General features: G+C 51.0%; 9 protein-coding genes. 4 read left to right on the forward strand and 5 right to left on the reverse strand.

The features are described from left to right. Positions 1–72: 72 nt before the first annotated feature. From AACZ19_RS16585 to AACZ19_RS16595, 3 genes are read right to left on the reverse strand one after another with little or no spacing between them, the layout of a single operon-like run. The gene (locus AACZ19_RS16585; protein WP_339635621.1) at positions 73–3,354 is read right to left on the reverse strand and encodes an error-prone DNA polymerase; all 3,282 of its coding nucleotides are present in this window, start codon (positions 3,352–3,354) and stop codon (positions 73–75) included. Continuing rightward, on the reverse strand, positions 3,311–4,768 hold the full coding sequence (locus tag AACZ19_RS16590; RefSeq protein WP_339635622.1) for a DNA polymerase Y family protein: 1,458 nt from the start codon (positions 4,766–4,768) through the stop codon (positions 3,311–3,313). The genes AACZ19_RS16585 and AACZ19_RS16590 overlap by 44 nt, the downstream gene beginning before the upstream one ends. Next, positions 4,713–5,558, reverse strand: a complete 846-nt coding sequence (locus AACZ19_RS16595; protein WP_339635623.1) for a hypothetical protein — start codon at positions 5,556–5,558, stop codon at positions 4,713–4,715. Before AACZ19_RS16595 ends, AACZ19_RS16590 begins: the two co-directional genes overlap by 56 nt. 69 nt (positions 5,559–5,627) lie before the next feature. On the opposite strand from AACZ19_RS16595, the gene AACZ19_RS16600 reads away from it, so the two are divergent. From AACZ19_RS16600 to AACZ19_RS16610, 3 genes are all read left to right on the forward strand, one after another. Next, positions 5,628–6,818, forward strand: coding sequence for a hypothetical protein (locus AACZ19_RS16600; protein ID WP_339635624.1), 1,191 nt, complete (start codon positions 5,628–5,630; stop codon positions 6,816–6,818). A 151-nt stretch (positions 6,819–6,969) separates the two neighbouring features. Next, positions 6,970–7,614: a DUF1007 family protein gene (locus AACZ19_RS16605; RefSeq protein WP_339635625.1), complete on the forward strand. Its 645-nt coding sequence runs from the start codon at positions 6,970–6,972 to the stop codon at positions 7,612–7,614. Beyond that, on the forward strand, positions 7,599–8,570 hold the full coding sequence (locus tag AACZ19_RS16610; protein WP_339635626.1) for a nickel/cobalt transporter: 972 nt from the start codon (positions 7,599–7,601) through the stop codon (positions 8,568–8,570). The genes AACZ19_RS16605 and AACZ19_RS16610 overlap by 16 nt, the downstream gene beginning before the upstream one ends. A 72-nt stretch (positions 8,571–8,642) precedes the next feature. On the opposite strand, the gene AACZ19_RS16615 is transcribed toward AACZ19_RS16610, so the two are convergent. Both AACZ19_RS16615 and AACZ19_RS16620 read right to left on the reverse strand, forming a co-directional pair. Continuing rightward, positions 8,643–9,854 (reverse strand): methyl-accepting chemotaxis protein, encoded by a 1,212-nt coding sequence (locus tag AACZ19_RS16615; protein ID WP_339635627.1) that lies wholly within the window; start codon positions 9,852–9,854, stop codon positions 8,643–8,645. Positions 9,855–9,873: 19 nt separating this feature from the next. Further along, positions 9,874–10,410: a PAS domain-containing protein gene (locus tag AACZ19_RS16620; protein WP_339635628.1), complete on the reverse strand. Its 537-nt coding sequence runs from the start codon at positions 10,408–10,410 to the stop codon at positions 9,874–9,876. A 711-nt stretch (positions 10,411–11,121) separates the two neighbouring features. Between AACZ19_RS16620 and AACZ19_RS16625 the strand changes: the two genes are divergently transcribed. Further along, positions 11,122–11,967 (forward strand): DMT family transporter, encoded by an 846-nt coding sequence (locus AACZ19_RS16625; RefSeq protein WP_339635697.1) that lies wholly within the window; start codon positions 11,122–11,124, stop codon positions 11,965–11,967. Positions 11,968–12,297 lie beyond the last annotated feature (330 nt).

Consider the following 12,297-nt stretch of genomic DNA (forward strand, 5'->3'; position numbering starts at 1 on the left):
AACTCGAAACCGGGAGGGGTATTGATGGCGGCTGATGGCCAATCTCATCAGCCTGACAATACATTCTCCGTCTCAATGAAAGTCCCGTGAGGGGAACAGGGCTTTTGTCATATCCCGGGGATGCCTATGCGGATTTATTGGCTTTGGTCGGCGCGTGCTTTGCGGAGGCGCCTGATGCCCCGTGCCATTCACAGATGACTGCGCTAAAAAGGCTTCATCATCGAGTTTTTCAAGATAATGGGAAAAATCAGTTATACGATCTGCAATCAGATGCGTCACAATCCCTTTCCGTTCCAGAACCCCCGATATTCTGACCAGTCGCCCGGTCATAACCGCCCGGCGATAGCGTTCAAATATTTTCCGCCAGACAACAACATTAATGCTCCCCTCCTCATCTTCCAGAGTCATGAAAATGACCCCCTTGGCAGTTCCCGGGCGCTGACGGGCGAGCACGAGGCCAGCAACGCTTAAAGAGTGCTTATGGGGAGTATTAAGCAGGGCTTTAGCCTGCACTGTCCCGGGAAACTGCGGACGAAGCAGCTTGAGCGGATGGTCCCGCAAGCTCAGGCGGAGAGATTGATAATCCTGCAGGACATTTTCACCAATGTGCATCGGGGGCAATGTAACGCTGGGGTCAAGTGACTGCTCGTCTTCTTTGGCATAGGCAAAAAGCGGCAGTGGGTTTTCTCCCTTTATTCCGCTTGCCTGCCATATGGCGTCCCGCCGGGACAGTTGAAGCGAGGCAAACGCATCTGCATTCGCGAGCCGTTTAAGGACCGCAGGCCGTATCCCTGCCCGGAACCATAAATCACGGACCGTCACATACCCGTTCTGCCGGGCAGCGGCTATCCAGTCCGCATCCTCTTCATTTAATCCCTTGATCTGACGCAGCCCCAACCGCAAGGCCAATCCATTTTCGCCAAGTTCCAGTATACTGTCCCAGTCCGAATAATTAACATCCGGCGGCCTTACCTCTATGCCATGCTCGCGGGCATCGCGGATAATCTGCGCGGGGGCGTAGAACCCCATAGGCTGGCAATTCAGAAGGGCGCAAGCAAACACATCGGGATAATGGCATTTCAGCCAGGCCGAGACATAAACAAGCAAGGCAAAGGACGCCGCATGGCTTTCAGGAAACCCATATTCACCGAACCCTTCAATCTGTTTGAAGCATCGTTCCGCAAATTCAGTGTCATACCCGTTTCCGGCCATTCCCTGAATGAATTTATCCCGGAAAGAATTAATGGTTCCCATCTTTCGAAATGTTGCCATGGCCCGGCGTAGCTGATCGGCTTCATCAGGACTAAAGCCCGCACCAACAATTGCAATGCGCATCGCCTGCTCCTGAAAGAGTGGTACGCCGAGCGTCTTTTTCAGGACACCTTCCAGTTCTTTCGAGGGATAGACAGGTTTTTCCTTACCATCTCTTCGGCGAATATAAGGATGAACCATGTCGCCCTGAATGGGTCCGGGACGGACAATCGCCACTTCAATCACCAGGTCATAGAAGTTACGCGGCTTCATACGCGGGAGAAAAGACATCTGCGCCCGGCTTTCAACCTGGAAAACGCCGATGCTGTCGGCCCGACCCAGCATGTCATAAACAGCATCGTCCCCCTCCGGCACCGAGGCCAGCGTGTGGGAAACGCCATAATGAGTTTTCATGAGCTCGAAAGCCTTGCGGATGCAGGACAACATGCCAAGGCCCAGCACATCGACTTTCAGAATTCCCAGTGTATCAATATCATCCTTGTCCCATTCGATGACGGTGCGGTTTTCCATTGCCGCATTTTCCACAGGCACGATATCATCAAGCCGTGATTTGGTGATAATAAACCCGCCCACATGCTGGGAAAGATGGCGGGGATAGCCCATAATTTTACGGGACAGCTCCGCACAGAGCCCTAATCGCCTGTCATCAGGATCGAGACCTGAAGCCCTTATATGGGCGCGGCTTGCGGCCTGATCCGAACCAGACCATCCCCATATGAGGCCCGTCATCGAGGAAAGCGTATCCTGCGACAATCCCAATGCTTTGCCCACTTCACGAATGGCCGAACGGGCACGGTAACAAATTACCGTTGCCGATAAACCCGCGCGATGTCTTCCATATTTCTCATAGATATACTGGATAACTTCTTCACGGCGTTCATGCTCAAAATCCACATCAATATCCGGCGGCTCGTTACGCGCGGCGGAAATAAACCGCTCAAAGACCATATCAAGCCGGTCCGGCGACACAGACGTGATGCCAAGGATGTAGCAAACCACCGAGTTGGCGGCCGACCCCCGCCCCTGGCAGAGGATTTTCTGTTCTGTCGCGAACTGGACAATGTCATAAATGGTCAGGAAATACGGGGCGTATTCCAACTCCTTGATAACAGTCAGCTCACGCTGGATAAGTTCTGTGACTTTTTCCGGAACACCAAGCGGAAATAAATGCGGCGGATATCGGACAGGCAGACGACGAGTGACCAGCCGTTCCAGCTCCGTTTGCGGGTCCTGGCCGTTTGATACCTCATCCGGATATTCATATTTTAATTCACTGAGACAAAAGTTGATCCGGCTGGTGATTTTCTGGCTTTCCCGGACAGCGGCTTCATACCCGGCGAACAGTTCCAACATTTCATCCGTGTCTTTGAGATGCCGTTCCGCGTTTTTTTGCAGGCGCGTCCCGGCCTCTTCAATCGTGCAATGCTCCCGGATACAGGTAAGAATATCTGCAACCTTGCGGTTTTCCGGCACATCCATCAAGGCATGATTGCTGGCAACCACCGGGATATTGTGAGCTTCCGCAATTTCATGCAGTTGCGCCAGACGTATATCATCATGGCCCAGCAGCAAATTCTCTGCCGCCATATATAGATTTGATCCCAGTTCCATCGCCCAATAGCGGACATTTTCTTCAAAGGAAAAATCGATTATTTCCGGCGGATGTAAAATAAAAAGAATGCCCTCACGCCATTCAAGCACATCTTCCTTATGGATCAGACATTGCCCTTTTTCCGCCCGTTGCCGTCCAAGGCTGATCAGGCGGCATAACCGGCCATAGGCATTTCGGTCGGTGGGCAGGGCAATCAGACACTGCCCATCTGAAAGAACCAGTTCCGAGCCAATGATAATCCGCTGCCCGATTTTTCTGGCTTCCGCATAAGCCCGGACGACCCCTGCCAGCGAATTACGATCCGTAATCGCAACTGCTTCCAATCCCAATTCTTTTGCCCGGCGGACATAATCCTCCGGATGAGAGGCACCCTCCAGAAAGGTAAAATTTGTTGTCGTGTGAAGCTCGGCAAATTGGAGCATCTTTTTAACTTCCAAACCCATGAACAAACCATTGATCTGTTTGCCCATTGGAGACGCCATAAAGCCAGACTATTGCGCCGGACTGGGTTTTTGCCCACCAGTAATCCCGCGCACCGTTCTGCCAGCCGGGATCCTCCCGCCACCAGTCAGGTGCGATCCGTTCCGGTCCAGATAAGGCGGTCAGATGACATTCCTTTCCATTCCAGCGAACCGCTTCCGGCAACTTTTTGCTCTTGTTGTCACGGATTAAAACAGACACCGGTTTTTTAAGGAGACGCAAGGGACGCTTGGCCAAAGATCCGGTCCAGTTTTGCGATCCAGTAGAATAAAGAGCCGCTCTCCGATTGAATGTGCGCTCGGGGATATGGCTATCGGCGGGAAAAAAATGTTGAACATGCCGGTTGCCGAACATGTTGGAAAGTTCATTGATTAACCTATTCAGGGCTTCTGCATGGGTCTGTCTTTTTGAATCTTTCAACCCCAGTTGATGGAACGATAATGGCGCTATCTGATCCGCCGTCAGGATCATGCGGTCAATCCCGAACCCAACATCAAGCTGTTCAAAATGATAAGAGAACAGTTGTTTCAGGGTATTGATGCTAACGCTCGGCTGCATCAGCTCAATAGAGAAAGACAACATTTTATGATCCACTCTTTCAAGACGCAGGCTTGCTTTGCGAATCCCCTGTTGCAGTGACATCAGGCGCTGGCATAATTTCTCCAGCAATTTACCCAGTGCTGCTTCCACACCGGCGCTTGTGGCCAGCGGGTCGAAAAACTGCATTTCCTCGATCAATCGCTCTCTATGACGGGAAAACGGCTTCGCGTCTGCTGCCCGTCCAAAAAATTGATCAATCCGGTTTAAATCCTGCGCTCCAATTCTGCTGGTCAGCGACGCGCGAGGCAGGTCAAGCAGGTTTCCTATCTTCTTCAGCCCCAGCCTCTGACAAAGCATTGTGGAGGCGTAGGACATACGCAGGGCTTCGACTGGCAGGTCTTTCGAGGCATCGCGCAAGGCCTCGCCAGTGATATTGTTCTTGCCCTTGCCGTAATGGGCAAACCCCCACGCAGACGATCTATTATCGGCAATCGCGAGTCGGGCCGTAAATCCAAAGGACTTTAGCTGGGAGTGAATTTTATTGAGAAGGTGGGCTTCTCCACCAAATAAATGGCTGGCGCCGGCAATATCAAGATACAGGTTATTGCCATCCTCCCGCGCGACCCGAGGCGTAAACCGGCTGGCCCAGCGCAGCAAGCCCCGCAGGCACCGGATATCCTGTTCAGGGTTTAAATCATAATACAGCATATCGGGCACCGCCGCGCGGATATCCGCCAGGCTCATTTCCTGCGTGAAACCCATATTGACCGCTTTCTTGCTCAATGCAGAGGCGAAGACGCGATTTGCTTCACGGGTGATCAGAACAAAGGGTTTCTGCGACAGATCGGGATTTTGCCTGATCAATCGCTCGCTCTCCAGAAATGGCAACCAAATGCAAATGATGCGTTGCATGGTCAATCTCCACAATCCAGTGACACGGAGACCCGTGCCGGTTTTTTGTCAAATGCAGTTCGATTTGTGTCGTCTCATATGTCCAGTGCAAAACCTTCACATACCAGCGGGTCAACGCGGAACCGAGCAAGCCTTGACACGCTGGAGAGACAGATCCTGTGTACTCAGTATTAATAACAAGGCCCAAAGTGTTGGTATTTTTTACGGCAATCTGTAGTTTCCTCATCTGCGTTTGCGTAAGCGGCTTCTGCACTTCAAGCAGCACAAACCCCGCTGCGTTCGATGACAAAACCTCATATGCAGCCTTCAGCAAATCCCGGGAATTTTGCAGGCGAACCACAATAAAGCGTTCCGGGCAGGAATCGGACTGCAATAGCCCATCCGGATAATATTCTTCATTCAGATTTTCCGTGGACAGCCAGACAATCTCACTTTTCCTTCGCCTGATAATCGCCTGCGTAAAAAGAATAGCCGCCGGTCCTGTGAGCTCATGCATAGCCCCAAGGTCAAGTCCCCCCTGCAACGCATCATCAACTCCAGGCAGGCCAAGTGGAAAAACCTGTCGCTCACTCCGCCCCAATTCCAATGCAATAATCTGCTCTCTTAATGAGTCATGCCACATCGCGCCCTCTTTTAATGTTCTCTTTTTGTTCTTACACAAAATACACAAAGAGTCAAAATGTAGAATTGCTATCTCCTGATTTCTCCACTGAAATTTAGCAGGGACCTTATCTCCCTGCATCGCTACTTGACAGTTCCATCTTTTTAATATTGTTATGTTATAACATTTCATTATAAGAAAGTGATGACGATGAGACTTATCCCCCTGCTCCCCTACTTCGCCGCCTTTATGCTTCCGGCTCTCTCCGCCACCGCCGATGATCACAAACATGACCACGATCATGATCATGATCATGGGCATGAGCATCATCACGACCACAGCGATCATCACAGCAAAAGCGGATTTTACGGGCATCTGGACATCAAGGTTCTCTATGATCATGTCTATAAAGCGGAAGAAGCGGATGAGGAAATAGACGAGGCCTATACCCATTCGCACCTTGAAATGGGGTACGGATTTGGCAACGGGTTTTCCGTAAACACGAATATTGAACTTGAGGGTGAGCCCGCCGGACATGATCATGGCAGCGGTGGGGCGACGCTGGACGGCAGCAACCGCTATTTCGAGGATACGCCTCTCTTCGTGCGGGCCCTGACCGTCAATTATGACGATGAGCATTTCGGCGCCTATGCCGGTAAATTCGATCCGGTTATCAGCTTTGACCAGCATGTCATGCCCGGCATTTACGGCTATCAGATCGTGGATGAATATACGGTGCGAGAGAAAATCGGCGTCGGCGGCTATGGCCGATTGAAAACGACAAATTTCGGTACCCACAGACTCGACGTCAGCACATTCTTTACCGATACGACTTTTCTCAGCAACTCTCTCCTTTATGAGCGTGGTGTCACCCACAAAAGTGATGGCGGTGTCTCCAATACGGAAGATTTTTCATCCTTCGCAGTTTCATTGGGTGGGTCCGACTTTTTCTCACAGAACAGCGATACTGCAGACGGCTTTTCATACCGCCTCGGCTTCGCCCGTCAGGCCGCAGGCGAAGGGGATGAAACGAGTGAGTACCGGTATACCGTTTCCGGTCAATATGAACACGCTTTCACCACAGATCTGAGAGCCCGGGTTCTGGGCGAGATCGTCCATATAAATCACCTGAATGGCGAAGCTCCCCACGATCGAACCTACAACACGGTTGGAGCGGAGCTCAGCTATCGACAATGGGTCTTAGGATCAACCTATAGCTATATCAGCAATGAAAATCCCGATGATGCAGACGAGGCACAGAATGGGGAAGTCTTCCAAACGTCACTGGCCTATCGGTTTAAGAACGGCATTTCGGTAGGCGCAGGCTATAAATACCAGGAGGAAGAAGGAGAGAAAAACCACCGTATCGGCGCGCTCATTGGCTACTCCCTCACTTTTTGAGTGTCCAGAAAGCAAACATCATCCTGTGTGAGGGGAGGCGACGGCGTTCTAACACTTGCAAAGCCTTCTATTGTAGAAAGCGGCCCACTGCTCTATCTAGGAGGAAATGCGTCATCTGACGCGCTGGTCGTCCCCACACAGGGAATAGTTCATGCGTTTGCTTTTTATTGCCTGCAGTTTTTTGATACTGACACCGCTACGCCCCGTCCTGGCGCATCCTCATGTCTGGACGGATATGACCATAGAGATTCAGTTTAATGAGGACGGTATGGTCACGGGCCTGCGACAAACCTGGCTTTTCGATGATTACTACACAGCTTATGCGACGGAAGGGATGGATCTGGACGGAGATGGCACGCCGGATCCGGAAAAGCTGGAAGAAATCATGCAGGTGAATATGGAGCATCTCAAAGAGTATGGATACTTCACCGAAGCACGGGATAAAGACGAGGTCCTCAACCTTATGCCCCTCACCGACAAATCTACAAGGATGCTCGACGGTCGGCTGGAAATGTCCTTCACAACCCCTTTTGAAAATCCGGTATCCCCGGAGGGCAATAATTTCTCCTATGCCATTTTCGATCCGACCTATTATGTCGACATGCTTCATGCGGAAACAGAAAATCCCGTAATTCTGTCCGGCGCGCCAGCGGGATGCAGCTACAAGATTATGCCACCCAACCCGGACCCGAGCGTGGTGGCGCAGGCGGCAATGCTCGATGCATCCGTAAGGGGTGAGACAGGTCTGGGCTCTTTCTTTGCTGAGCGGGTCAGGTTGACATGTCCGGAAAAATAGTCCCCGGCCTGTGTGTTGCTTTTGCTGTGCTGGCATGGTCGGTCTGGATGCCATCGCAGGCCCATGCTGCAAGCGGCGTTGCCGAACCTTCCCTGTGGGCCCGAGGCATAAGCTGGATCATGATGCAGCAGCGTATCTTTCATGAAGAGCTTGTTACCGCTCTCAAGACATTAACTGATGGAGGCGGCTTGGCCGCAGCCTGGAGCCTCATCTTCGGGAGTTTTCTCTACGGGATATTTCATGCGGCCGGCCCCGGACACGGCAAGGTCGTCCTGACAACCTATCTGCTGACCCATCCGCAAAGAGTTTCCCGTGGCGTTGGCATTGCCGCCGCCGCCGCGTTATGTCAGGGCCTGGTCGCAATAGTCCTGGTCTACGGCCTGATTTATCTTGCCGGATGGATTCCCCGGGAAACTGGGTCAGCCGTCGCCTGGAGTGAACGCATCAGCTATATTCTCGTGGCCGCCATCGGGGGTCTCCTAATCTTGCGCACGGCACGCCAACTACTGAACCGATATTTCCCGCGAACAGAGACTCATTCCCATCACCATCATCATGAAGACGGCGATTGCTGCGGCCATACACATATGCCAAGTGGAGAGCAGCTGGAGCAGATCCGCGATCTCCGTTCCGCGATAAGCGTTGTACTGGCTATCGGTCTTCGGCCCTGCACAGGCGCCATTCTGGTACTGGTGCTGGCAAGAGCGCTGACGCTTCCCATAGCTGGTGTCGGAGCCGTGCTCGCGATGTCGGCGGGAACGGGTATTGCCGTGGCTACGCTGGCGTTTCTCGCTGTCAGAGCACGGCAGAAGGCCGTTGCTTTCACAGCAGATAAAAGCCCGGTCTGGCAGGTGGCCGCCAATACCGCAGCCCTGGCAGGAGGCGGGCTGCTCATTGCCATCGGGATATCCCTGCTAAGTGCATCTTTCTACAGCCGCCATCCGCTCGGGTTATAGCGGAACACTCTCTATACCGCTAATGCAGTCGTACCTTATCTCTCAACCCAATGTTAGCTTAAGACTGGATACTTATCCTTCCCGTATAGCTTTAAGGAATGTCTCTGCTTCATTCTGCAGGGTTTCAACGTTCGAGTTCAACTGCTGTACTGACGCGTCTAGGTCATTTACCGCCTGTAATGTCTGAGTTGACGCATCATTGACTTTACTAATATTCGTCGAAACTTCACGCGTCCCTTGGGAGGCTTCCTGAATGTTTCTGCTGATTTCAAGGGTCGCAGCCGACTGCTCTTCCGTTGCCGATGCAATGGCCGCCGATATTTCATTCAATTGGTGGATTTTTTCTGTGATCTGAGCCGCCGCCCTAACGGTAGTGTCGGTGCTTGCCTGGATAGAGTCGACTTGTGAACCAATCTCGCCTGTTGCGTTGGTTGTTTGCAGGGCAAGCGATTTAACTTCGGACGCCACGACGGCAAAGCCCTTACCCGCTTCACCGGCACGTGCTGCCTCGATCGTCGCATTGAGGGCCAGGAGATTGGTTTTTCCGGCTATATCCTTGATTAAATCAACCACCTGCCCGATCGTTTCGGAAGCGTCCTTAAGGGATTGAATCGTATGCGAGGTTTTTTCCGCCTCGCCCGAAGCTTCAATTGTTTTCTCGGATGAAGAGGCAACCTGACGCGTAATTTCCTGAACCGATGCGGAAAGCTCCTCGGCGGCCGCGCTAACTGTTTGGACATTCACAGTCGCCTGCTCTGCAGCGGCCGCAACCGTTGACGCAAGGCTTTGGTTGTCAGTCGCAAAGCCTTTGAGCTGCTGGGAAATTGCACCAACGCTGGTTAGCGCCTCGACAAGAGTTTTGACCACCAGCCCGACGTTCTCTTCAAACGTTGTTGCGATAGCGAGGCGCGCAGAGACTTTCTCGACTTCCCGGCGCTGCATCTCCTCGCTGGTTTTGTTCATGAATCGGGCGCCTTCTGCAAAACTTCCCGACATGCCGGTCGTCAAGAATTTCCGGTAGAAATTGCCAGATGTCGCCGCACTGAGCGATGCTGTTGATTCCCGAATGAAACAATCCGTTAAATCTAACACCCGATTGAAATCCGCAAGCGGTTCGGTAAGCGGACCATAGCAGTCCCAATCAACAATGCGCGCTTCCATATCACCAGTTTTCAAGCGGACCGTCACCTCGGACAGGGCCGAAAACGCTGCCTTATATGTATCAAGTTCCTGACGAATTGAATCCAGTTCTTCCTGCGCATTCGTTTGGTTTTCTTGATGCATATGTTTTTTCATAAATCTTTTAAGCATCTTCACTCACCATTCCCCAAATAAATTCTTCATAACTTTTGCCGCTAACAGAAATGCTGCTTTCAAGAAGTGCGAAGCCCTTTTCCAGTCCCTCTTTCGGACTACTGCAGCTGGCCTCTAATTTTAGGACTTCATTGTACAACGGAATAATATTCTGAATGCCGGATTGATTTGGATAACGCCGGTTTGAATGATATCCGACAATGTTATTTGATCGATCGAACGAGGGCGTCACATGTGCGATTACCCAGTAATATTTACCCGTCGCAGACATATTCTTGATATAGGCGAACATTTCCTCGCCCCGTTGCAATGTATCCCATAGCAGTTTGAATACTGCCCGTGGCATATCAGGATGCCGAATAATATTGTGAGGTTTGCCGAGCACTTCCGACGCTGACATCTCGGCGACCCTGCAGAATACATCATTCGTGTAGGTGATATGGCCTTTCAGGTCGGTTTTAGAAACAATAATCTCATCGGCCAAAAACTTGATTTCCTGGTCAACTGGCACAGGTCTTCGATCCATCTTAGCATCTCCTGAAAATACCGATCATTGGGGGGCGATACTAGTCAGAGAGCAGCATTCTGCTATCTACACTCCACATGAATCCGGAAAATGGTTGTCAATAAAAGATAGTATTCAACATAAATATTAAATATTGATTATCACATATAACTCTTCTAATAATTTCTAATATTACAGAATACAATCGTATAATTTGCGATTGGAACTGATTGATATGCTTGGGGAAAATTCACATATCGCTTGCTCTGCCATACTCCGCGCACTGCAATTCGGATTCCGCTATTGTCGTCTGAAGACATAGCGGGAAAACATTCGCGCAATTGTAATATCGGCAGCAGCCTTGCTATCGGCTCCCACCGAGATTGGTCGAGTTAAAATGTGCCCGGGAGACAATTGTGGCTGGCTTTTCCTGGACGAGAGCAAAAACAGACGCCGGCAATGGTGCGCCATGGACATGTGTGGCAACCGGGCAAAGGCAAAAAGGTTTTACCATCGGCATTCAAAAACATAGAAGATACTATCTTCACCATATCCTAAGGGCAATCACAACAACCTACCCGATGGTCCATTATCTGGCTTGTGTTCCGAACGCACTCAGATAATATGCTACTTCGGGGGACTTGATTTCTTGCTATCACCAATACTTTCATTAACAACAAACGTCATCGTTTCGTGACGGCGGTATCATCTGATAATAACGCCGTCAAAGGTATGCTGTGCATGATTGCGGGAACATTTCTGCTAACCACCCAGGATGCTATCACCAAGTGGCTGACTACAGATTTTCATGCCGGAGAAATTCTTTTCTATCGCGGTATCTGGATGTTTCCAGTACTTGCGATATTAATCCACCTGAACGGCGGCGCTAGAATATTGCGATTGAAACAGCCGAAAGGCGTCCTGTTCCGCAGCCTGGCTGCCCTCGGGGCCAGCCTTTTTGTCACGATATCCTTGATTAACCTTCCCCTCGCGGAAACCATGGCACTTGTTTTCTCGGCGCCTTTGTTATTAACCGCTGCGTCGCCCTTCCTGTTGCGCGAACCGGTTGGATGGCATCGCTGGGCCGCCGTGCTCGTTGGTTTCCTGGGAGTTCTTATAATGATTCAGCCGGAAGCCGAGGGCTTCAAAGGCTGGGTCATATTTGCCATTCTTGCTGCCGTATGCTCTGCTTCCCGGGACCTCATAACTCGCCGCCTCGGCACCGCGGACAGCGCCGTCACAGTCATGTTTTATACCAGTGTCGTCGCCTTGCTTGCGGGTGCGGTTACCCTTCCCTTCGGCACCCATATGCCAACAATGCAGCAATGGGGATGGTTTATTCTGGGCGGGATCCTTGTGACATTTGCCCATCTCTTCGTCATAATGGCATTTCAGCTCGCGGCAGGCGCTATCGTCGCGCCGCTGAAGTATCTCTCTCTCATATGGTCGGCCGTTATCGGATATTTGATCTGGGGAGATGTTCCCGGGCCGATGAAATTTGCGGGGGCGACCCTAGTCGTCAGCGCCGGATTATTCATTCTGTATCGCGAGACCAGGCTGTATCGCACACACATATAAGGACGCAAACTTTCTCAATAGATGTAGTAAGGAATGCAAAGGAAAGGATGGATATTGACGGAATTAACTTTCTGGAATCCGCTTCAATTTCTATTTATCTTGTCAAGCGGCCAACAAGTCGTGAGAGCGGCTTCAAATTCAGCATGCATAATGTCTGTTTATATATAGTCCTCCCTCTGGTTTCAGCTGCTATATACGCGAAGATTTAGAACCCGAAAACAGCCGTTCCCCTCGGGCTTGTCAATCTTGATCCTTTATTATATCATCTTAGCGGAATGTATTGGGATTGGGCCTAATAACTAAAAGGGATAAACAAAATCCCAATTAATA

Origin of the sequence: uncultured Sneathiella sp., assembly GCF_963973085.1 — a bacterium.
Taxonomy (GTDB): Bacteria; Pseudomonadota; Alphaproteobacteria; order Sneathiellales; family Sneathiellaceae; genus Sneathiella.

Bases quoted from the DNA above. Each gene is read 5' to 3' on its own strand.
- AACZ19_RS16600 (WP_339635624.1), top strand. From the start codon at position 5,628: ATGAGACTTATCCCCCTGCTCCCCTACTTCGCCGCCTTTATGCTTCCG.
- AACZ19_RS16615 (WP_339635627.1), bottom strand. From the start codon at position 9,854: ATGCATCAAGAAAACCAAACGAATGCGCAGGAAGAACTGGATTCAATT.
- AACZ19_RS16595 (WP_339635623.1), bottom strand. From the start codon at position 5,558: ATGCAGGGAGATAAGGTCCCTGCTAAATTTCAGTGGAGAAATCAGGAG.
- AACZ19_RS16605 (WP_339635625.1), top strand. From the start codon at position 6,970: ATGCGTTTGCTTTTTATTGCCTGCAGTTTTTTGATACTGACACCGCTA.
- AACZ19_RS16620 (WP_339635628.1), bottom strand. From the start codon at position 10,410: ATGGATCGAAGACCTGTGCCAGTTGACCAGGAAATCAAGTTTTTGGCC.
- AACZ19_RS16610 (WP_339635626.1), top strand. From the start codon at position 7,599: ATGTCCGGAAAAATAGTCCCCGGCCTGTGTGTTGCTTTTGCTGTGCTG.
- AACZ19_RS16585 (WP_339635621.1), bottom strand. From the start codon at position 3,354: ATGGGCAAACAGATCAATGGTTTGTTCATGGGTTTGGAAGTTAAAAAG.
- AACZ19_RS16625 (WP_339635697.1), top strand. From the start codon at position 11,122: ATGCTGTGCATGATTGCGGGAACATTTCTGCTAACCACCCAGGATGCT.